The 21,583-nt window shown below is 60.2% G+C and carries 23 protein-coding genes; 4 read left to right on the top strand and 19 right to left on the bottom strand.

The features are described 5' to 3' along the window. Position 1: 1 nt before the first annotated feature. The gene (rpoS, locus tag DKK66_RS10510; protein ID WP_131357831.1) at positions 2-949 is read left to right on the top strand and encodes an RNA polymerase sigma factor RpoS; all 948 of its coding nucleotides are present in this window, start codon (positions 2-4) and stop codon (positions 947-949) included. 142 nt (positions 950-1,091) lie between these two features. Here rpoS and DKK66_RS10505 read toward each other — a convergent pair whose 3' ends face one another. The 3 genes from DKK66_RS10505 to DKK66_RS10495 are packed head-to-tail and all read right to left on the bottom strand — an operon-like array spanning position 1,092 to position 4,883. Continuing rightward, positions 1,092-3,053: a DUF3488 and transglutaminase-like domain-containing protein gene (locus DKK66_RS10505; RefSeq protein WP_131357828.1), complete on the bottom strand. Its 1,962-nt coding sequence runs from the start codon at positions 3,051-3,053 to the stop codon at positions 1,092-1,094. Then, positions 3,050-4,000, bottom strand: a complete 951-nt coding sequence (locus tag DKK66_RS10500) for a DUF58 domain-containing protein (protein ID WP_242673474.1) — start codon at positions 3,998-4,000, stop codon at positions 3,050-3,052. The genes DKK66_RS10505 and DKK66_RS10500 overlap by 4 nt, the downstream gene beginning before the upstream one ends. Next, a complete protein-coding gene (locus DKK66_RS10495) occupies positions 3,984-4,883 on the bottom strand; it encodes a MoxR family ATPase (protein ID WP_131357825.1) in 900 nt (299 codons plus the stop codon). The genes DKK66_RS10500 and DKK66_RS10495 overlap by 17 nt, the downstream gene beginning before the upstream one ends. Before the next feature lie 95 nt (positions 4,884-4,978). Here DKK66_RS10495 and DKK66_RS10490 point away from each other — a divergent pair, with 95 nt between their 5' ends. Continuing rightward, positions 4,979-5,938, top strand: coding sequence for a histone deacetylase family protein (locus tag DKK66_RS10490; protein WP_045846609.1), 960 nt, complete (start codon positions 4,979-4,981; stop codon positions 5,936-5,938). 61 nt (positions 5,939-5,999) lie between these two features. On the opposite strand, the gene plsY is transcribed toward DKK66_RS10490, so the two are convergent. Continuing rightward, a complete protein-coding gene (plsY, locus tag DKK66_RS10485; protein WP_062789095.1) occupies positions 6,000-6,626 on the bottom strand; it encodes a glycerol-3-phosphate 1-O-acyltransferase PlsY in 627 nt (208 codons plus the stop codon). Between the two features lie 72 nt (positions 6,627-6,698). Here plsY and DKK66_RS10480 point away from each other — a divergent pair, with 72 nt between their 5' ends. Continuing rightward, positions 6,699-7,058, top strand: coding sequence for a dihydroneopterin aldolase (locus DKK66_RS10480; RefSeq protein WP_045846611.1), 360 nt, complete (start codon positions 6,699-6,701; stop codon positions 7,056-7,058). 111 nt (positions 7,059-7,169) lie between these two features. Beyond that, complete coding sequence (locus DKK66_RS10475; protein WP_045846612.1) at positions 7,170-7,598, top strand: PaaI family thioesterase; 429 nt, start codon at positions 7,170-7,172, stop codon at positions 7,596-7,598. Between the two features lie 66 nt (positions 7,599-7,664). Here DKK66_RS10475 and DKK66_RS10470 read toward each other — a convergent pair whose 3' ends face one another. The 15 genes from DKK66_RS10470 to DKK66_RS10400 all read right to left on the bottom strand — a co-directional run bounded on the left by DKK66_RS10470 (position 7,665) and on the right by DKK66_RS10400 (position 21,574). Further along, positions 7,665-8,051: a group II truncated hemoglobin gene (locus tag DKK66_RS10470; RefSeq protein WP_045846613.1), complete on the bottom strand. Its 387-nt coding sequence runs from the start codon at positions 8,049-8,051 to the stop codon at positions 7,665-7,667. Positions 8,052-8,054: 3 nt separating this feature from the next. After that, complete coding sequence (gene purT / locus DKK66_RS10465) at positions 8,055-9,254, bottom strand: formate-dependent phosphoribosylglycinamide formyltransferase (RefSeq protein WP_131357822.1); 1,200 nt, start codon at positions 9,252-9,254, stop codon at positions 8,055-8,057. Positions 9,255-9,331: 77 nt separating this feature from the next. After that, positions 9,332-10,588, bottom strand: coding sequence for a D-amino acid dehydrogenase (locus tag DKK66_RS10460; protein WP_045846615.1), 1,257 nt, complete (start codon positions 10,586-10,588; stop codon positions 9,332-9,334). A gap of 110 nt (positions 10,589-10,698) precedes the next feature. Beyond that, entirely contained in the window at positions 10,699-11,562 is an 864-nt protein-coding gene (locus DKK66_RS10455) for a CheR family methyltransferase (RefSeq protein ID WP_062789092.1), read from the bottom strand. A 75-nt stretch (positions 11,563-11,637) separates the two neighbouring features. Beyond that, complete coding sequence (gene erpA / locus DKK66_RS10450) at positions 11,638-11,988, bottom strand: iron-sulfur cluster insertion protein ErpA (RefSeq protein ID WP_045846617.1); 351 nt, start codon at positions 11,986-11,988, stop codon at positions 11,638-11,640. Positions 11,989-12,083: 95 nt separating this feature from the next. After that, on the bottom strand, positions 12,084-13,127 hold the full coding sequence (argC, locus tag DKK66_RS10445) for an N-acetyl-gamma-glutamyl-phosphate reductase (protein WP_045846618.1): 1,044 nt from the start codon (positions 13,125-13,127) through the stop codon (positions 12,084-12,086). Positions 13,128-13,229: 102 nt separating this feature from the next. After that, positions 13,230-15,110, bottom strand: coding sequence for a methyl-accepting chemotaxis protein (locus tag DKK66_RS10440; RefSeq protein ID WP_131357819.1), 1,881 nt, complete (start codon positions 15,108-15,110; stop codon positions 13,230-13,232). Between the two features lie 372 nt (positions 15,111-15,482). Then, a complete protein-coding gene (rpsI, locus tag DKK66_RS10435) occupies positions 15,483-15,875 on the bottom strand; it encodes a 30S ribosomal protein S9 (RefSeq protein ID WP_045846620.1) in 393 nt (130 codons plus the stop codon). 10 nt (positions 15,876-15,885) lie between these two features. After that, the gene (gene rplM, locus DKK66_RS10430) at positions 15,886-16,320 is read right to left on the bottom strand and encodes a 50S ribosomal protein L13 (protein ID WP_045846621.1); all 435 of its coding nucleotides are present in this window, start codon (positions 16,318-16,320) and stop codon (positions 15,886-15,888) included. Between the two features lie 37 nt (positions 16,321-16,357). Then, the gene (locus DKK66_RS10425) at positions 16,358-16,840 is read right to left on the bottom strand and encodes a hypothetical protein (RefSeq protein ID WP_131357816.1); all 483 of its coding nucleotides are present in this window, start codon (positions 16,838-16,840) and stop codon (positions 16,358-16,360) included. Between the two features lie 12 nt (positions 16,841-16,852). Next, positions 16,853-17,563 (bottom strand): purine-nucleoside phosphorylase, encoded by a 711-nt coding sequence (gene deoD, locus DKK66_RS10420; RefSeq protein ID WP_045846622.1) that lies wholly within the window; start codon positions 17,561-17,563, stop codon positions 16,853-16,855. A 24-nt stretch (positions 17,564-17,587) separates the two neighbouring features. Then, positions 17,588-18,802 (bottom strand): phosphopentomutase, encoded by a 1,215-nt coding sequence (locus DKK66_RS10415; protein WP_131357813.1) that lies wholly within the window; start codon positions 18,800-18,802, stop codon positions 17,588-17,590. Beyond that, positions 18,799-20,142 carry a thymidine phosphorylase gene (gene deoA / locus DKK66_RS10410; RefSeq protein ID WP_131357810.1) on the bottom strand — a complete coding sequence of 448 codons (1,344 nt, stop codon included), beginning with the start codon at positions 20,140-20,142 and terminating at the stop codon, positions 18,799-18,801. The genes DKK66_RS10415 and deoA overlap by 4 nt, the downstream gene beginning before the upstream one ends. A 98-nt stretch (positions 20,143-20,240) precedes the next feature. Continuing rightward, on the bottom strand, positions 20,241-21,008 hold the full coding sequence (gene deoC / locus DKK66_RS10405; protein WP_131357807.1) for a deoxyribose-phosphate aldolase: 768 nt from the start codon (positions 21,006-21,008) through the stop codon (positions 20,241-20,243). A gap of 137 nt (positions 21,009-21,145) precedes the next feature. Then, entirely contained in the window at positions 21,146-21,574 is a 429-nt protein-coding gene (locus DKK66_RS10400) for an NUDIX hydrolase (protein ID WP_131357804.1), read from the bottom strand. Positions 21,575-21,583: the final 9 nt, after the last annotated feature.

Here is a 21,583-nt window from a genome sequence, read left to right as displayed (position 1 = left end):
AATGAACCAAGACAGCGATATCCTCGAAGAAGAGGAAGTTCTTGAAGAAGAAGTTGCCGAAGACGTTGCCGCTGAAGCAGAAACCGAAGAGGCTGCCGAACGTCAGAGCGTGACCGAGGAAGTGGCCGATGTCACCCAGATTTACCTTAACGACATCGGAAACAATGCCTTGCTGACACCAGCCCAGGAACTGGAACTGGCACGTCGTGTAGTCGACGGCGATTTTGATGCCCGTCAGAAGATGATCGAGCACAATCTGCGCCTCGTGGTCAATATTGCCAAACATTACATCAATCGCGGCCTTGCGCTGCTTGATCTGATCGAAGAGGGCAATATCGGACTGATGCATGCGCTGGAAAAGTTTGATCCGGAACGCGGCTTCCGTTTTTCAACCTATGCAACGTGGTGGATTCGTCAGAGTATCGAACGGGCCATCATGAACCAGTCGCGCACCATCCGCCTGCCGGTTCATGTCATCAAGGAGCTGAACGTCTACCTGCGTGCTTCCCGTCAGCTGGAAAGCCAGATGGGACGTGAACCGACGCTGGAAGAAATTGCCCAGCATGTCGGCAAACCGGTGGAAGATGTGCGCAAGGTGATGAACCTGAACGAACGCATGGCTTCTCTGGATGCCCCGCTCGACATTGATCCGATGCTGTCCATTGGTGAATCCATCCCTGATGAACAACACGAAGAGCCTGAAATCCAGTTGCATAACAATCAGCTGGAACTCTTCGTCAAGGAATGGCTGGCACAGCTCAATGACAAGCAGTGCATGGTGATCGAGCGCCGCTATGGCCTGAACGGTCATGAAATCTGCACGCTGGAAGAGCTGGCTGCTGCGCTTAACCTGACCCGGGAGCGCGTGCGTCAGATTCAGATAGAAGGACTGGAGCAACTGCGTCGCATTCTGCGCCGCAAGGGTATTTCACGCGATTTTGTCCTGTAAGCATCGCGCCTTACCAGCCCTGCCAACAGCAGCATGACCCCGCCCGTAACGGCGGGGTTTTTGTTTGCCCGCGACAAGACACACGACCAGTCTCCTCAGGCAAACGTCGCCGTAGTCCTCCCCCTGAATCTGGCACATTCACTCAGCGGTGCCGCCTTTGTTTGCGAGCCTGCTGCGCAAAACGGCGCACTTGTCCGAGCCAGGCCTGCACTTGCCTGGCAGGCAATTCAGCATGCCGATAACGCATGGCGGCATACTCCTTGAGCAATTGCTTGAGCAGGACACGCACGTCCTTTGGCAGATGCGCAGCCTTGTTCAGCATGTCCAGCGGCCCGTCACTGGGCAGAATCGTGATGCCGTGACACTGCAATGCAGCCACCAACAAGTTGCGGCCCACTTGCAATGGTGCCATCGCGGGTCGCCTGCGCCACCACCACAACAATGGTAACAGACCCAGAGCACCACCTAACAGCAATGCGCGCAAGACGGCTGCGGCATCCACCGCCTCACCAAGGCCCAGCAGACGGTACAGATTGAGCTGTCGGGTGGCATCGTAGCCCACCACCCACTGCTGCCAGGCAAAGCCGGCAGCCTGCCAGCTTTGCTGCAGCGGCAGCAACCAGCCAGGGATACGACTGCCCATCAAGGGCATGGCAGGCTGCAATGAGGGAATGCTTTGGCTGACACCATCGCTGACCCGTTGTGGCGCAACCGCCGCCGTCGGATCGACCCGCAGCCACTCACCGCTTTCCTTCAACCATACTTCGACCCAGGCATGCGCATCCGATGAGCGGACTTGCCAGAACCGGCCTACCGGGTTGAACTGCGCGCCCTGGTAACCGGTGACTACCCGGGCCGGAATGCCAGCAGCCCGTGCCAGAAATGCAAAGGCCGAGGCGTAATGCTCGCAAAAGCCCTGGCGGCTGGAAAACAGGAAGGCATCCGTCGAGTTGTCGCCTTCGAGCAAGGGCGGAGTCAAGGTATAGCGATAGCCATTCAGGCGAAAATGCAGCAGGGCCTCGTGCACGAAACCGGCATCATCCTGACTTTGCATGCGCCATTGCATCGCCAGCTGCCGACTGGCCGGATTGCCCGGCGGCAGGCGGCGGTAGAAATCCTGATCGCTCTGGCTCAGAGACTGGCGGTAATGACTGCCAAGCAGGCTGGCAGCATCGATGCGCACCGTGTCATCGCTGTCGCTGGCCAGACGCAATAGGCGGCCCGGCTCCAGCACGCCGCCTCTGGGTGCTTGCAAAGGGTACTCCAGCAAGGGGAGCCGGGAGCGGGCAGGCTTGCCGGTCAGACGGTAAGGAATCAGCTGACCGCCTTGCAATTGCACAGTCTCTTGTTGCAAGCCATGTACGTTCTGCCAGCGACGGCCATCAAAATCGTCCAGGATCATGATGCGCCAATACATCTGGCTGACGGCGGGTGCCTGGCCGGCAAACACCACGGAAAATGCGGCATCCTCACGTTGCACCAGCTGGCTGATACTGCCTGGTTCCATGCTGTCGGACAGGCCGGTCTGTGCGGTATGACTATCGTGCGGCATGCTCCACAAGGGGCCGGGCAAGCGCGGCATCACCACAAACAACACCAGCATCAGCGGCAAGGACAGCAACAAGGCTTGTACCGCGGTGCGGGCACTGCCTGATGGAATATCCCCGGCCAGTCGCAACATGGCCCAGGTCAAGGCGAGCAGGCTGATGACCAGCCACAACGCGGACCAGGGGCTCTGATCGAATAACAAGGGGATGGCGCTCAGGAAGAACCCCAGCGCCAGGACGACCTGCCAGTCACGCTGCTGGCGGGACTCAAACACCTTGAAGCCCAAGAGCAGGATCAACAATGCCGCCCCACCTTCCCGGCCAATCAAGGTATTCAGATTCAGCCATACACCAGCCGCTGCCAACACCAGCAAGGGCAGAAGCACAGCCAAACCGGGCAGGCGGGACTGGCGCAGCAGCAGGCATGCGCGCAGCAACAGCATGAGCTCGACCAGGGCCGGTAACCAGAACGGCAGATAGAACAACAAGGGGACGATGACCAGCGCCACGGCCAGTAGCACCGCCATTTCTGCGGGGCGGAACAAAGAATGTTTCATGATGGCAGTGAGCAGTTGGCCAGCGCGGCCAATGCCCTTTCCCGTTGACCTGCCTGCGGTTCGATCACCGTATCGGGCAAACGCACGCGATAGCGTTGGCCGGCCTTCTCGCACTGCAACAGGCGCCAGCACAAACGGGATAGCCGGGTTTCCACATCCAGTGCTGCCGGGTAATCCTGCCAGGCCAGCTCGTGCACGGCATGGCCACGCGGCTGACTGACAAAGCGTTTGCTGGCCAATACATCGCGCCGCGCCAGCATGCTCCAGGCAATCTGGCGTGGCGTATCGCCCGCCTGATATTCAGCCAGATGGGAAAAGTCCTCCTCGTCTTCACCCCGGCTGCGCCCTTTGCCCGTTTGCAAGTCATCAGCATGACGAATGCGGTCTGGCAAAGGGTGTGGGTAGGCCAGCACAGTGGCGTACGGACGCCACCAGGAAAAAGCACGAATCAGGCCAAAAGGCGCCGTGCTCCATATTTGCAGCACCGGATAAGCATGCGGCCCACGCCGATTGAGCAACAGCGGAATGCTGACCGACTGCTGGCCACCCGCCGGTAGCTGGCAATGTACAGCGCTTTCTCCTTCTTCTGCCCACAGATGTATTTGTCGCTCCACACCGGCCTGATTGATCAGCGACAGGCGGCAGTTGGCCACCTGGCCAAGAAAAGTGTTTTCCCCGGCTTCCACCTGTAATTGCAGGCCGGCCAATTGCCGGTAGGCCATCAGCACGGCAAGCAACAACAGGCTGATGATCCAGAATGCCAGCCCGTAAGCCAGGCTGACCGCGTAATTGAGCGCGCCCACCCACACCGCAGCGGCCACGGCCAACAGCAGCAAGCCAAAACGGGTGGGCAACAGATAGATGCGCCGCTGGCTCAGCCGACATTCTTTCTCCAGCGGCAGGCGTCGCCACCACCAGCTACGCAGGCGCTTACGGAATGGCAACATGGTCGAGCAAGGCAGTGAGGCTGGCCGTGGCATCCCCGGTCAAACCCAGACGATGGCCGGCCACTGCCGGGAAAATCGCTTTCACATCTTCCGGCAATACATGGTCACGCCCTTCCAGCATCGCCCATGCCCTGGCCGCCGACAGCAAGGCCAGGCCAGCCCGCGGACTCAGGCCGCTCAGGAAACTGCTTTCCTGCCGGGTGGCCTGCAACAGCGCCAGCACATAATCAGCCAGATCAGCCGTGACGGTCAGCGCGGCTGCCTTCTGCTGCAGTTGCAACAAACCATCGCCCTGCAAGCAGGGGGTCATGTCTGCCAGCAGGCTGCGCCGGTCTTGTCCCAGCAGCAGTGCCCGCTCGGCATCGGCCGCCGGATAGCCAAGGGAAATGCGCATCAGGAAACGGTCCAGCTGCGACTCCGGCAGCGGAAAAGTCCCCAGCTGCTCGGACGGGTTCTGGGTGGCAATCACAAAAAACGGCTGGGGCAGCGGATGACTTTCACCATCAATCGAGACCTGACGCTCTTCCATGGCTTCCAGCAAGGCAGATTGCACCTTGGGCGAGGCACGGTTGATTTCATCGGCCAATAACAGCTGGCTGAACACCGGTCCCTGGTGAAAGCGGAAGCTGCCGGTTTCACGCTGGTAGATATTGACGCCGAGGATGTCGGCCGGCAGCAAATCGCTGGTGAATTGCACCCGCTGGTAATGCAGGCCCAGTACCGCAGCCAGGCCATGGGCCAGCGTGGTTTTCCCCACGCCGGGCACGTCCTCGATCAGCAGGTGGCCCCGGGCGATCAGGCAGGTCAGCGCCAGCCGGACGGCACGGGACTTCCCCAGGATAAGCGTGTTCAGTTGACGATAGGCAAGGCTGAGTGATTGCATTTGGACCCGGTTGCGCGCAGTATTTATCGAAAATACATAAAGATAAAACTCGCGTCCATTGTACGCAAACAATCGTACGCAACAAGGAAACGCTCGTGTTAACTTGGCTCAAAAACCGTCTACAGAGAAACGGACTCACTGCCTACATCACCCATTCTGTCTGCCTGCAGCACAATATGGGGGTGGGCCACCCGGAATGCCCGGAACGCCTGGTTGCCATCAAGGATCAACTGATGGCCGCACAGATTTACGACAGCCTGCATGAGGTGGAAGCACCGGAGGTCACCGAGCAGCAATTGGCCCGGGTGCACCCGCCACGCTATGTGGAATACATCGAGGCCTGTGCGCCATCGGTTGGCACCTTTCGCATGGACCCGGACACCGCAATGGCACCGGGCACCCTGCCTGCCGCACGTCGCGCCGCCGGCGCGGTGATCAAGGCGGTGGAAATGGTGTGCGAGGACAAGGCACCCAATGCCTTCTGTGCCATTCGTCCGCCGGGCCACCATGCCGAACACGACAAGGCGATGGGCTTCTGCTTCTTCAACAATATCGCCGTCGGCATTGCCCATGCGCTGTCCACCTACAAGTTCGAGCGGATTGCAGTGATCGACTTCGACGTGCATCACGGCAACGGCACCGAAGACATCTTCCGTGACGACCCGCGCGTGATGATGGTGTCCATCTTCCAGCACCCCTTCTACCCTTACTGCGGTGACAACCCGGTAGGGCCGAACATGGTGAATGTACCGCTCAAGGCCGGCAGCACCGGGCGGGAATTCCGCGAAGTGGTGGAAAACGTGTGGCTGCCCAGCCTGCACGACTTCCAGCCGCAGATGATCTTTATCTCTGCCGGGTTTGATGCCCACCGCGAGGATGACATGGGCTCACTGGGGCTGGTGGAGGCCGACTACGAGTGGGTGACCCGCCACCTGATGCAGATTGCCGACCAGTATGCCGATGGCCGCATCGTCTCGGTACTGGAGGGCGGCTATGACTTGTCCTCGCTGGCACGCAGCGTAACCGCCCATGTGAAGGTGCTGTCAGACGGCTGATGGCCAAAGGCTGCAAAAAAAGCCACCGCATGCGGTGGCTTTTTAGTTTGACGGCAAGCGACTAATTGCCCTTTTTCTCGGCCTTCTCGCCAATCTTGCCTTCCTGCCCGGTCAGCAGCTTGATCAGATTGGATTTGTGGCGGTGAATCACCAGGATGGCAATGATGATGCAGGTGCCAAAATACGGCGAGGACGGCTGCACGATGAAGTAGGCGTATACCGGCACCATCACGCAGGCCACGATGGCGGACAGCGAGGAAATCTTCACCACAAAAGCCATGAACAGCCAGGTGGCAATGGCCGCCAGTGCCAGCCAGATATTGAAACCGAACAGCACGCCCACTGCGGTGGCCACACCCTTGCCGCCCTTGAAGCCGAAGAATACCGGCCACATGTGGCCGATCAGCACCGCCAGTGCCGACATGGCAATGGCCTGCTCACCCAGTCCATATTGCGGGCCGAACCAGGCCGTCAGCGCCACCGCCACCCAGCCCTTGGCCCCATCGCCCAGCAGGGTCAGCACGGCGGCCAGTTTCTTGCCGGTACGCAGGACATTGGTGGCGCCGGGGTTGCCCGAGCCGTAGCTGCGCGGGTCGGCCATGCCCATGGCCTTGCTCACGATCACGGCAAAAGACAGCGAGCCCAGCAGGTAGGCCGCAACAATGAAGGCAAATGCTGTCGTGGTCATGGTGTATCCATTAGAATAGAAGGCTTCGGATTTTACGGTATCGGGCGACAAAGCCCAACTCCCGGCATAGCAATGGACATCATTTTCCTGCGCGAAGTACGCGCCGACACCATTATCGGTGTTTATGAGTGGGAGCGGAAAAATCCGCAAACCATCGAAATCGACCTGGAAATCGGCATTCCCAGTGAAGTGCCCTGCCACACCGACAATATCGGCGACACCATTCACTATGGCGTGGTGGTGGAACGCTTGCGCAAGGCACTGTCGGAACAGCACTTCCTGCTACTGGAAGCGCTGGCGGAATATATCGCCAAGGTGATTCGCGAAGACTTTGGCGCACCCTGGGTGCAGGTTTCCGTCACCAAGCTGGGCATTCTGCCCGGTGTGCGCCGCGTTGGCGTGCTGATCGAGCGTGGTCACCGTCCGCGCTGAGAACTGCACTACAGATTGCCCTGGCCGCCATCAGGTCATGGATGATGGCGGCAAATTGACGTTAACGTAACGGTCATGCACCATGGTGCCCTGCCATCACCAGAGCAAACCATGAGCCAGATCAGCGTTGCAGAGTTCCAGGCCTTGATCGACAGCGAACTGCCGCTGGTCAAGCTGTTTGGCATGCGTACCGAGGACATTGCCCATGGCACCGCCCGCATGCGCATGCACTTCAACCCCGACCTGATCCGCCCCGGTGGCACCATTGCCGGCCCGGCCCTGATGGCACTGGCCGATGCCACCCTCTATGCCGTAGTACTGGGCATGATAGGCAAGGTGGAACTGGCGGTGACGACCAGCCTGAATATCAATTTCCTGCGCAAGCCACCGCAGGAAGATGTGATTGCCGAAGGCCGCATCCTCAAGCTGGGCAAGCGCCTGGCCGTGGGCGAGGTGCTGCTGTATTCCGCGGGCAGTGACGAGCCGGTGGCCCATGTCACAGGTACTTATTCCATTCCGCCGTTGCCCGACAACAGATAAACAAAAACCCTCTGCCGGCAATGACCGTGCAGAGGGTTATCCGGTTACGCTGAATCAGACCGGCGCTTACTCTTCCTGATTGCGCATGAAGTCTGCGGTGTTATAGAAGGCCTCCAGCAGCTTGGCCTTGAGCCAGTCTTCCACCAGCAGTTCGTTCACTGCCTGGGTCATGCACTGCATCCACTGGTCGCGCATTTCCCCATCCACGGCAAACGGCATGTGACGCATGCGCAGGCGCGGATGGCCAAACTTTTCCATATACAAGCCCGGTCCACCCAGCCAGCCGGACAGGAACATGAACAGCTTTTCCCGCGAACCGGCCAGATCAGCCGGGTGCATGTCGCGCAGCACCTTGACCGAAGGGTCGCTATCCATGATGTCGTAGAAGCGGTTGGTGAGCCAGCGCACCACGCCTTCACCACCCATCAGCTCGTATGGCGTCATTTCCTGCATGGCTCAGTCCTTTACCGGCTTGACCAGCGAAGCGGCCAGCAAGGCACGCTCACGCGCAGTGGCCACATCATCCGCCTGGGCCACCGCCACGCCCATGCGACGGCGGACAAAGCTTTCCGGCTTGCCGAACAGGCGCAGGTCGGCACCCGGCACCTCCAGTGCTTCGGCCACGCCTTCAAAGGCAATGCCCTGCTCTTCCATGCCACCGTAAATCACTGCAGAGGCACCGGCACTGCGCAGGCTGGCATCCACCGGCAAGCCCAGAATGGCGCGCGCATGCAGTTCGAATTCGGAGAAGCGCTGGGTAGCCAGTGTCACTAGCCCGGTATCGTGCGGGCGTGGGCTGACTTCGGAGAACCATACCTGATCGCCCTTGACGAACAGCTCCACCCCGAACAGGCCACGTCCGCCCAGTGCATCGGTCACGGCCTTGGCCATTTCACGGGCGCGCAGCAGTGCCAGTTCGCTCATCGGCTGCGGCTGCCAGCTCTCCACGTAGTCGCCGTTCTTTTGCAGATGGCCGATGGGGTCGCAGAAGTGGGTGGCAATACCGCCCTGACCATCGCTGGCACGTACGGTGAGCTGGGTGATTTCGTAATCGAAGTCGATGAAACCTTCGACAATCACCCGGCCCTTGTCCACACGGCCGGCACTGACGGCATATTCCCAGGCTTTGGCCACATCATCCGGCCCACGTAGCAGCGACTGGCCCTTGCCACTGGAGGACATCACCGGCTTCACCAGGCAGGGGTAGCCGATGCCGGCGTCGATGGCCTGCTGCAATTCGTCCAGCGAGGAAGCAAAGGCAAACGGCGAAGTGGGCAGGCCCAGCTCGTCCGCCGCCAGACAGCGAATGCCTTCGCGGTTCATGGTGAGGTTGGTGGCACGGGCGGTGGGGATCACCTCGGCCAGACCATCGGCCTCGATGCGCAGCAGCTCTTCGGTAGCAATGGCTTCGATTTCCGGCACGATCAGATGCGGGCGCACCTGCTCCACCAGCGCGCGTAGCGCGGCGGCATCCGACATATTGATAACATGGCTGCTGTGCGCAACCTGCATGGCCGGAGCACCGGCGTAGCGGTCAACCGCAATGGTTTCCACCCCCAGGCGCTGCAATGCAATGACAACTTCCTTGCCCAGCTCGCCGCTGCCCAGCAGCATGACACGCAGCGCAGTGGCGCTGTGCGGGGTTCCGATACGCATGGTCCGACTCCAGTTAGAAAATGAAATAATCCAGGCCGGCATTTTAGCATTGCTGCCGTGCTACCCGCTGCGCCGGATCAAACACCCTGAAAGGCAAAATCAATCGGCGGAGTGCGGCCGCTGATGATTTCCGCCAGCGCCCTGCCGCTGCCCGCGCCTTCGGTCCAGCCCAGCGTGCCGTGCCCGGTATTAAAGTAGAGATTGGCATAGCGGCTGCGACCGATCAGCGGCACATTGCCGGGCGTAGCCGGGCGCAAGCCGCTCCAGAACTCGGCGGCATCCCAGTCGGCCACCTCCGGCATCAAGGCCTGGCCACGCTTGATCAAGGCCTGACAGCGCACCGCATTCAGGCTGCTGGAGTAACCGGCCAGCTCTGCCGTCCCGGCAATGCGCAGGCGCGAGCCCAGACGGGAAATCACCACCTTGTAGGCTTCGTCGGTAATACTGGCCAGCGGGGCCGTGGCCGGGTCGCGCAAGGGCAAGGTGGCGGAATAGCCCTTCCACGGATAGATGGGCAGGCGCAGCCCCAACGGGGCCGCCAGCAAAGGCGAGTAACTGCCCAGCGCCAGCACGTAGGCGTCGGCAGTCACACGGCGGTAATTGCCTTCTGGCAGATTGACCGACACGCCGCTGATGCGGCCATTGTCAGTTTCCAGCGCATTGATGCGGGTATTGAAACGGAACTCCACCCCGGCACGCGCTGCATGCTCAGCCATGGCGCAGGTATACAGGTGGACATCGCCGGATTCGTCCGACGGGCAGTAGCTGGCACCGGCCAGCGTGGGAGCAATGCCAGCCAGTGCCGGCTCGATGCGCGCCAGTTCTTCACGGCTGATGATGTGCTTGTCCATGCCCAGCTCGCGCATTTGCGCGGCCACATGGGCGGCCTCGTCCAGCTGGCGCTGGGTATGAAACAAGGACACGATGCCACGCGTCTGCTGCTGGTAATCCAGATTCAGTTCGGCGCGCAGCATTTGCAGGGTATCGCGGCTGTAGCGGCCCAGCGCCAGCATCTGGCGCATATTGCGTTCGGCACGGCTGCCACGGCATTCCAGCAGGAACTGCCAGCACCAGCGCCACTGGGCCGGGTCCAGCCGCAGGCGGAACAATAGCGGGGCATCGTCGCGCAATAGCCACTGCAGGATTTGCCAGGGGGCGGCCGGGTTGGCCCAGGGCTCGGACTGGCTGACGGAGATTTGCCCGCCATTGGCGAAACTGGTTTCACGCGCCGGCCCGCTGGCGCGGTCCAGCACCACTACCTCATGCCCTGCACGGGCCAGAAACCAGGCGGTGGACACCCCCACCACGCCCGATCCCAGCACAGCTACCTTCATGTTGACTCCAGCAGACGTGACAACGGGCAAGTCATGCTTGCCCGTCCGGCTCAGCCGATTGAGACCCCGGATACTACGCCGCAGCGCAGCAGGGCTCAATGGGGGAAACGCTACTTTTTCGGTGTGTGCTGATACACCGTCTTGCCGCGCAGCTGGAAGTAGTCCGAGGCGAAATAGAAGTTTTCCGAGTGGCCGACAAACAGCAGGCCGTCAGGCTTGAGTAGCGGGGCAAACTTTTTCAGCACGGCAAACTGGGTGTCGCGATCGAAATAAATCATCACATTGCGGCAGAAAATGGCATCGAACTGCTTGCGCAGCGCCCAGTTGTTTTCGATCAGGTTCAGGCGCTGGAAGGTAATCATATTGCGCAGCACCGCCTTGGCCTGATAGGTGCCATCCGGCAATTTGTCGAAATACTTGTGGGCATGACCGGGCGGCAGGCGGGCAATCTTGTCTTCCGGATAAATACCCTTGCGGCCGGTTTCCAGCACGCTGGTATCCAGATCGGTCGCCATGATGCTGATGGCAGGCTTGCCGGACAGCGGGAAGGCCTCCAGCGCGGTAATGGCCAGCGAATACGGCTCTTCACCGGTGGAGGATGCCGCGCACCAGATGGACAGCTCACTGGCACCTGCCGCCGCCCTTTGCTTCAGGTGTTCCGCCAGAATCGGGAAATGATGTTCTTCGCGGAAAAAGAAGGTGAGGTTGGTGGTGAGGGCATTCACAAACTGCTCGAACTCGCGCTTGCCGGAGACCGACTCGAGATAATCCACGTAGGCGGCAAAAGTGGCCAGCTTCAGCTCACGGATGCGTCTTACCAGGCGGCCGTACACCATGTCCTTCTTGGACGGGTTCAGCGAAATACCGGCTTCCTTGTAAATCAGTTTGCGAATACGCTCGAAGTCCGCATCGCTGAAACTGAATTCACGGTTGAATTCAACCTTGGGCAACACCAGTGGTGGCAGTTTATTCATCTTGTTTCCCCCGATACAAAAAAACCCGGACTGAGTCCGGGTTTTCATTCTACTCCTGTTTGTCTGCCCGCCGGTTTACACCGAGAAGGAAGAACCACAACCGCAGGTGGTGGTGGCATTCGGGTTACGAATGACAAACTGGGAGCCTTCCAGGCTTTCCTGATAGTCGATCTCCGCACCCACCAGATACTGGTAGCTCATCGGGTCGACCAGGAAAGTGACACCGTCTCTCTCTATAGCGGTATCGTCCTCATTGGCGATTTCGTCAAATGTAAAACCGTACTGGAAGCCGGAGCAGCCACCACCAGTCACGAACACACGCAGTTTCAGGTCAGGATTGCCCTCTTCCGCGATCAGGTCCAGCACCTTGTTGCAGGCGCTGTCGGTAAAGTTGATCGGGGACGGCATTTCGGTAGTCTCGGACATGGTTCACCTCGCAAATCGATTTCGGCCTCGCAGCCATTCACCTACTATTTTAGTCGGATATCAGGGCGAATGGCCAATATTCAATCACTCCCGCATCACGGCAGCAGCGGAACAATGTCCAGACCGGCGTTTTCCGGCTGGCCGAACATCAGGTTCATGGTTTGCACCGCCTGACCGGACGCGCCTTTCACCAGATTGTCTTCCACCACCAGGATGATCAGCAGATCACCGTTGCCCGGACGATGCACGGCAATGCGCACGGTGTTGGAACCGCGCACGCTGCGGGTTTCCGGGTGACTGCCGGCCGGCAGCACGTCGACGAAATGCTCACCGGCATAGCGCTGCTCGAACAGGGTCTGGAAATCGGTATCCAGCGCCTCGGGCTTGATGCGGGCGTAGATGGTGGAATGAATACCGCGAATCATCGGGGTCAGGTGCGGTACGAAGGTCAGCTTGACCGGGCCGCCATGAATGGCGGACAAGCCCTGCTCGATTTCCGGCGAATGACGATGGCCCTTCACGGCATAGGCCTTGAAGTTGTCACCGGCTTCGGCCAGCAGCGCGCCAACCTCGGCCTTGCGACCGGCACCGGACACGCCGGATTTGCAGTCGGCAATCAGCGTCTGGGTGTCGATCAGCTGTTTGCCGCCCTCCAGCAGCGGCAGCAGGCCCAGTTGTACCGAAGTGGGATAGCAACCGGCCATACCCACCAGACGCGCTGCGCGGATGGCATCGCGGTTGACTTCCGGCAGGCCGTAAACGGCTTCGGCCAGCAGGTCGGTACAGCTGTGCTCCATCGCATACCATTGCTGGAATACGGCAGGGTCTTTCAGGCGGAAATCCGCCGCCAGGTCGATCACCTTGACGCCGGCTGCCAGCAGTTCACGCGCTTGGGCCATGGCCACGCCGTGCGGGGTGGCAAAAAACACCACGTCGCACTGCTCCAGCGGGGTTTCATCCGGGGTGGAGAAGGCCACATCCACGCGACCGCGCAGGCTGGGGAACATCTCGGCCACTTTCATGCCTGCTTCCTTGCGCGAGGTAACGGCCACCACCTCGGCACCGGGATGCCCGGCCAGAAGACGCAACAGTTCGACACCGGTGTAACCGGTACCGCCGACGATGCCCACCTTGATCATGCTGTACTTCCTTGTGTAAATAAACGTCGCAAAAGCGACAGTCTAAGGACTAGGCCGAGACGATGCAACCGCGATCTGGCTTGTGCCACACAGGCCGCCGGCTTACAGCCGGAACTGGGCCACCATGGCTTGCAAATCGGCCGACAGCTGGTGCAGCTGGCTGACGGTTTGCATGGCACCTTGCACCGCCTGATCGGTTTCGATGGTAGCGCGGTTGGCCTGCTCCGAGGCGCGTGCCATTTCCGTGGTGGCCACCGACTGCTCACGCGTTGAATCGGCAATGTCGTGAATACCTGCCACAACCTCGGCAATCCGCCCCTGAATGCCCGACATGTCCTGCGCCACCGTGCGCGACGCTGCCACGCCACTGGCCACCGAACGCTGGGTATCAGCCATGTCGCCCAGTGCGGTATGGATGTCACCATGGGTGGCATCGATAAGCTGGCCGATTTCCACGGTCGCCTTGGCGGTGCGCTCAGCCAGCTTGCGCACTTCATCGGCCACCACGGCAAAGCCGCGGCCAGCCTCACCAGCGCGTGCGGCCTCGATGGCGGCGTTCAGTGCCAGCAGGTTGGTTTGGTCGGCAATGTCGCGGATCACACCGATAATGGTATTCATCTGCCCGGAACGTTCACCCAGTGCATTGAGTGCCGTCCCCAAATGCCCTACTTCCTCGGCGATATTGGCAATATCGTCGGCCAGACGGCCGACCGCCTGGGCGGAATGGGCCGAGGTGGTGCCGGTCTCACTGGCCGCTTGTTCCGCCATGGCCGCATTGTCGGCAATGTGATTGATGCTGACGGTGATCTGCTCGATGGTGGCAGCGGCGGCGCTGGATACCTCCGACTGCCGCTCGGACTGGCGCGCCACGGTGTGGGTGACCTGTTGCAGGCTGTCCAGTTCGCCATTGAGTGCAATCGCATGCTCGCGCACATCAATGAACATGCGGCGCAGGCTGGCCACAAAGCGGTTGAATGCTTCCGCGGTCTGGCCGATTTCATCCTGCTGTCCGACATGCAGCTGGTGGGTAAGGTCGGCATGGCCGCTGGAAATCTCCAGCAAGGCATCACGCAAGCGCATCAGTCCGCGCAGCAGACGGGTGAGTACCAGCTGTGCCAGTGCGATGGCAAGCACGCCGCACAGCACACCGGCCACCACCAGCGTAATCAGCAAGCCCTGCAACGGCGCCAGGATGACGTCCTTGTCCACCACGCTGCCCAGCACCCAGTCAGAACCGGGCACCGGCGACAGTTGCAGATATACCGTGCGGCCACCGATTTGCAGCTCCTCCAGCTTGCTGCCGGCATCGGCCTGCTGCAGCAGGGCGGCATCCAGGCCTGGCATTACCTCCGCCACCGGCTTGAGCGTACTGTCGGCAGCAGGGTGCGCCACGATCTTGCCACTGCGGGTGGCGAGAAAAGCGTAGCCATCGCCCCGCAGTTTGATGCCCTGCACCAGGCTGATGATGCCTTCCAGCGAAATGTCGCCGCCCACCACACCCAGCAACTGCTGGTTGCGCAGCAAGGGATGAGCCACGGTCACCCCCAGCTTCTTGGTGCTGGCAAACACATAAGGCTCGGTCACGATGCTGCCGCCGGCACTGGCCGCCTGCTTGTACCAGGGGCGGGAAGTCGGGTCGTAACCTTCCGGCGCATGCTTGTCGGCCAGCTGGTAAACCATGCGTTTGTCGGCATAACCGGCAAACAGCTGGTCGAAGCGGCCTGCCGTCTTGCCTTCCTGCAATTGGGGCAGGATGTCACCAGTATCCAGCAGCGATGTCGCCGTGGCCTCCACCGCATCCTTGCGCTGGCCCAGCCAGTTGGCCAAGGCACTGCGGTTTCCCAGCATAGCGGCGTCCAGCTCATGACGCACCCCGACGATGATTTCTGCGCGCATGCGTTGGTAAGACAAGACTGCCAGAAGAGTAATGACAATCACTAACAGTAGTGCGACAAAGGCGAGCAGGCGTTGCTTCAAAGACATCTGGATTTCCTGTTGATCTGCATCCTGGCGGCAGCCTAACCGGGCTACTACCTGCCCACTGGACGGCGTGGGCCAAAAGACAAAAGGGGGCCACCATACACCGACTATTCACCAGGGTAAACCCGTTAAACTTGCTGCCATTTTCTTTGTAAACTAATCAATTTAAATGACAGCTTAAAGACATTAATATGAATAGGGTATTATTTCAGGTAAAGAAACAGCGACCGCAAGCAAGTACCAGCGGTACTGTTTCGACTTGGGCAAGCAAGATGGGAGCAACAGGAAAGAAGCAATGCGGCGGGGAAAAAAGACAGCCAACAGCAAAAGAAAAAGCCGCCCGAAGGCGGCTTTTGCATAAACAGCACCAGGCGATTAACGCTTGGAGAACTGCTTGGCGCGGCGAGCTTTGCGCAGGCCGACTTTTTTACGTTCAACTTCACGCGCATCGCGGGTTACGTAGCCTGCAGCGGACAGAGCCGGCTTCAGGACTGCGTCGAAGTCGATCAGAGCGCGGGTGATACCGTGACGGATAGCACCTGCCTGACCAGTTTCACCACCACCAACAACATTAACCTTGATGTCGAAGGATTCGGTGTTTTCGGTCAGAACCAGCGGCTGGCGGATAACCATGCGACCGGTTTCGCGGGAGAAGTATTCGTCAACCGGCTTGCCGTTAACGATGATCTGGCCGCTACCCTTTTGCATGAACACGCGAGCTACGGAGCTCTTGCGACGGCCGGTGCCGTAGTAGTATTTACCGTTCATTCTCTATGCCTTAAAAACGAAATTCCAGCACTTTGGGCTGCTGGGCAGTGTGCGGATGTTCGGTACCAGCGTACACCTTGAGCTTCTTGATCATGGCGTAGCCCAGCGGACCCTTCGGCAGCATGCCTTTAACGGCTTTTTCCAGAACGCGTTCCGGGAACTGGTTTTGCAGTTCGGTGAAGTTGCGTTCATAGATACCGCCCGGGTAACCGGAGTGACGGTAGTACTTCTTGTCCAGCGCTTTGGTACCAGTAACACGCAGTTTGTCAACGTTGACTACAACAATGTAGTCACCGGTATCAACGTGCGGAGTGTATTCCGGCTTGTGCTTGCCACGCAGGCGGTGAGCGATTTCGGCGGCGAGGCGACCCAGCACCTTGTCTTCGGCGTCGACCACGAACCACTCGCGCTTAACCTCATGCGGCTTGGCAGAAAAGGTCTTCATGGAACTCTTCCATCGTAATTCTTGAAAGTTACGGATTCTAATGCAGTGCCCTTCCCACTGTCAAACCATTGTGTAACAAAGCAAATGACAATGCTGAAACGGGACGGGAAAGCGGTCTTTTTTGCCACAACCGGGCAGAAAAACGCCGTATGGACGAGAGAATACTTGATTGTCGGCAGCCGGGCACGCGCCGGGCAAAAAAAAAGCGCAATCCATGTTGATTGCGCCAAGTTCCACCTAAAAGAAGGAGGATGGAGGAGACAACACCAAAACGCACACATTGCATGCCACGTCCTGATGCAGGTTTCATTATCAGGACCACCCCCTGGTTTGGCAAGTATTTTTTGTGCACTGCACTAAAAATAGTGCGCCAACTGCAACACACCAGCAAGATACTGATATTAAACAATAAATCAGACAGATAACTTGCTTGCCACCCTGATTGGCATTCAGAAAACCTGCTTTGCAGAGACAGGGCAGCAGTGGCTGAGCGCGTTTTAGCGCAACCACGCTGCTGCATGGCAGCATGTTGCTATAAGCGGATTGCCGTCTCCAGCGCCAGCTCCATCATCTCGCGGAAGGTGGTTTGCCGCTCTTCGGCACTGGTGGCTTCGCCAGTCGGAATGATGTCGGACACCGTCAGGATTCCCAGCGCACGCGCACCGTATTGCGCAGCCACGCTGTAGATACCGGCCAGTTCCATTTCGATGACTTGCACGTTCATCCGCTCCAGCACTTCCAGCATGGTGGGTTCCACGCCGTAGAACAGGTCGGCGGAAAACACATTCCCCACATTGACGGTACGTCCCAGTTGCTGGGCTGCGTCCATGGCGGTACGTAGCAGGGTGTAATCGGCAATGGCGGCAAAGTCATGATTGTTGAACCGCATGCGGTTGACCTTGCTGTCGGTACAGGCACCCATGGCGATGTACAACTCGCGCAGCTGGGTTTTGGCGGTCACGGCACCGCAGGAGCCGACACGGATGATGTTTTTCACCCCGTAGTGCTGGATCAGCTCGGTGGTGTAGATGCTGGCAGAGGGGATGCCCATGCCGTGTGCCATTACCGACAGACGCTTGCCCTGATAGCTGCCGGTATAGCCCAGCATATTGCGCACGCTGGTGACCTCGCGGGCATCCTGCAAAAAGGTTTCGGCAATCATTCTGGCGCGCAGCGGGTCGCCGGGCATCAGCACGGTTTCGGCAAAATCGCCCTTCTGGGCATTGATGTGCGGGGTAGCCATTGTGCTTCTCCTTGTGTGGCGTGCTCAGTTCAGAAAGGAAGACCCGTAATCCATGGCAGGTAGGCCAAGATGGCTGGCCACGCTCTGGCCGATGTCAGCAAAGGTGCTGCGCGCGCCAATGGAGCCGGCGGGCACGCCATGGCCATAACACAGCACCGGAATATGCTCGCGCGTGTGATCCGTGCCGGACCAGGTGGGGTCGCAGCCGTGGTCGGCCGACAAAATCAGGATATCGTCCGGCTGCATGGCTGCCATGACTTCGGGCAGGCGGCGATCGAACTCTTCCAGCGCCCGGGCGTAACCGGCGATATCACGCCGATGACCGTAGCTGGAATCGAAATCAACGAAGTTGGCCATGATGATGGCGCGCTGTTGCGTGTTACGCATGGCCGCCAGCGTGGCATCCCAGATCTGGTCGAAACCGGTGGCCTTGTGCTGTTCGGTAATGCCGACATGGGCATAGATATCAGCAATCTTGCCGATGGACACCACCTGCCCGCCGGCGTCGGCCAGCTTTTGCAGCACGGTGGCAGCGGGCGGCGGCAGTGCCAGGTCCTTGCGGTTGCCGGTACGGACAAAGCCGCCCTTGCCCTCTCCCAGAAACGGTCGGGCAATGACGCGGCCGATATTGTAAGGCTCCAGCGCTTCGCGGGTGATCTGGCACAGCTGGTACAAGCGCTCCAGCCCGAAGGTTTCTTCGTGGCAGGCGATCTGGAATACCGAATCGGCCGAAGTATAGAAAATGGGCTTGCCGGTGCGCATGTGTTCCTCGCCCAGACGGTCGAGAATTTCAGTGCCCGACGCATGGCAATTGCCGAGGAAGCCTGGCAAACCGGCCTTGCTGACAATCTCATCCAGCAAGGCAGGCGGAAAACTGTTGTCCTTGTCGGTGAAATAACCCCAGTCGAACAGCACTGGCACCCCGGCGATTTCCCAATGGCCGGACGGCGTGTCCTTGCCGCTGGACAGTTCGCGGGCATAACCGTAGGCAGCGATCGGTGCCGCCTGGTCCATGCCTTCCGGAAAATAACCGGAGGACAGCTGACAGGCATGCCCCAGCCCCATTTTCGACAGATTGGGCAGGTATAGCGGGCCACTACGCCCCTTCTGGGCACGACCGGCAGCGGCTTCCATGGCGATATGGCCCAGGGTGTTGCTGCCTGCATCGCCGAACAGTGGCGCATCGGCAGCCGCCCCGATGCCCAGCGAATCCAGTATCAGAATGATGGCGCGTTTCATTGCGATGGCTCCTGTTCCGGCTGGCGGATGGTTTGATACACCAGCGGCAGTGCTGCGGGCGCTTGTGGCGCGATATGAATGGCCTCGCGCACCCGGCGTTCTGCTTCGTCGGCACTGACGGCGTCGGCGGCATGGATGAACAGCAAGGGGGTATCCGGCATCAGTTCGGCACCCAGTTCGGCAAAACCGCTCAGTCCGACACGGTAGTCCAGCTGGTCGCTGGCCTGACGACGACCACCGCCCAGGGCGCAAACGGCCATGCCCAGTGCCCGGGTATCCATGGCGGCGACAAAGCCGCCATGCTCAGCATAGACCGGGCGTACCAGCGGTGCTGCTGCCAGATGGCGTTCCGGCTGCTCCAGCAGGTCGGCCGGGCCCCCCAGTGCCGATACCATGCGACCGAATATTTCGGCGGCGCGGCCGGAGTCCAGTGCGGTTTGCAGCCGCTGCCCGGCCTCCACCGCATCCTTGGCCAGGCCGCTGGCCAGCAGCATTTCACTGCACAAGGCCATGGTGACGGCATGCAGGCGCGGGTTGGCGGCCTCGCCACGCAGGTAGCGCACGGCTTCCAGGGTTTCCAGGCTGTTACCGGCGGTGCTGGCCAGCGGCTGGCTCATGTCGGTGATGAGGGCGCGGGTACGTACTCCGGCACCATTGCCGACATGGACAATACGTTCGGCCAGCGCGATGGACTGTGCCATGGTGGGCATGAAGGCGCCGCTGCCGGCCTTGACGTCCATCACCAGTACATCCAGCCCGGCAGCCAGTTTCTTGGACAGGATGGAGGCAGTGATCAGCGCGATGGATTCCACCGTAGCCGTGATGTCTCGCGTGGCGTAAAAGCGCCGGTCAGCCGGAGCCAGATCACTGGTCTGGCCGATGATGGCCACGCCGACTTCGCGCACCACCTGACGCAGGCGTTCCGGCGTGGGAAACGGGTTGTAGCCGGGAATGGCCGACAGCTTGTCCAGCGTGCCGCCGGTATGACCCAGACCGCGGCCGGAAATCATCGGCACAAAGCCGCCACAGGCGGCAATCAGCGGCCCCAGCATCAGCGACACCACATCGCCCACCCCACCGGTGGAGTGTTTGTCCAGCACCGGTCCTGGCAGGTGCAAGTCGTCCCAGCGCAGACAGCGTCCCGAATCACGCATGGCCATGGCCAGTTCAACGTTTTCCGACAGTTCCATGCCCTGGAAATACACCGCCATGGCCAAGGCTGCTATCTGGCTGTCGGCCACGCTGTCATCGGTGATGCCGGCCACGAACTGGCGGATTTCCTCGGCCGACAGTGTCTGGCCGTCGCGCTTCTTGCGGATGACTTCCTGAGGTAAAAACATGGGTTTCTCCTGCTGGGTGGGCAAGGCCGACCGCCCTGCCAATAGACAAGGCCGAAGACGGGCTTCGGCCTGCATGCAGCTGATTGCGGTGGCGTGGCTCAGTAAGCGCCACCGGCAGTGGCTGCCCCGCCGCTGATTTCTGCCTGCAGATTGGCCAGCAGGCTGGAGGCACCAAAGCGGAAATGTTCCGGGCTCACCCAGTGCTCGCCCAGCATGTGTTCGGCCAGGTCGATGTATTCGGTGGCTTCGGCTGCCGTGCGCACACCGCCCGCGGCCTTGAAGCCGCACTGTGCACCGGTGGAGCGGATGGCGGCCAGCATGATGCCGGCGGCATCCAGCGTGGCATTCACCGCCACTTTGCCGGTGGAGGTCTTGATGAAGTCGGCCCCGGCCTCGATTGCGATCAGGCTGGCCTGGCGGATCAGGGCCGGTTCTTTCAGTTCGCCGCTTTCGATGATGACCTTGAGCAGCTTGTCGCCGCAGGCTCCCTTGCAGGCCGCCACCAGCTCGGCCCCGACTTCGGCATTGCCTGCCAGCAGGGCACGGTACGGAAACACCACATCCACCTCGTCAGCACCGTCTGCGATGGCCGCTGCGGTTTCGGCGACAGCCAGCGCGATGTCATCGCCACCGGCCGGGAAGTTGCTGACCGTAGCCACCTTGACTTGTTGCAGGCCCAGCTCATCCAGCGTGCGGCGCGCCAGTGCAACAAAACGGGGATAGACGCAGACTGCCGCCACCGTACCGGCACTACTGCTGGCTTGCTGGCACAGGGCAACGATGCGCGCATCGGTATCGTCATCGTTCAGAGAGGTGAGGTCCATCATGGACAGGGCGCGACGCGCGGCAGTGATGAGTTCTGACATGGGATTCCTGCTTGGTTGTCATCTGCATGGCTGGCGATGGCCGGCAGATTCAGAGGAGCGATTATGGAAATATCTTCAATTGAAATCAATCGGCAATGACCGTACTGTCACCTGACATGAGCGCCATGCGGCATTTATTACGTGCGCATTGCCGCTGCCTGCAGATAGTCCTGCAAGCGTTGCTGCAGGTAGGGGACCGCTGCGCTTTGTGCCAGATAGTCCCCGGGTTTCATCCAGCGCCAGTACTGGCCTTCGTCGCCAAAGCGGATGGCCTCAGCCTGGGAGGCTTCCAGCCGGCCCGCCATGAACACGCTTTGCGCGCCGGGCCGGTGCCAGCTGGGATAGCTGCGCTGCCAGACGATTTGTGCAGGCTGTAACAGGATGCCGAATTCTTCCCGCGTTTCGCGTTGCAGGCAGGCAAACGGGCTCTCCTGCCCTTCCCGCCCGCCGCCGGGAAAATCCCAGCAGGCGGCAAAGGGCAGCCACGCTTTGTCATCCCGCAGATACACCAGCAGGCTGTCCTGATAAAACAGCGCTGCCTTGGCACCGCAAAACGGTTCGCTCATGACCAGGGA

This window comes from Aquitalea sp. USM4, assembly GCF_004328945.1.
Taxonomy (GTDB): domain Bacteria; phylum Pseudomonadota; class Gammaproteobacteria; order Burkholderiales; family Chromobacteriaceae; genus Aquitalea; species Aquitalea pelogenes.
This window is presented reverse-complemented; position numbering and strand designations above follow the sequence as displayed.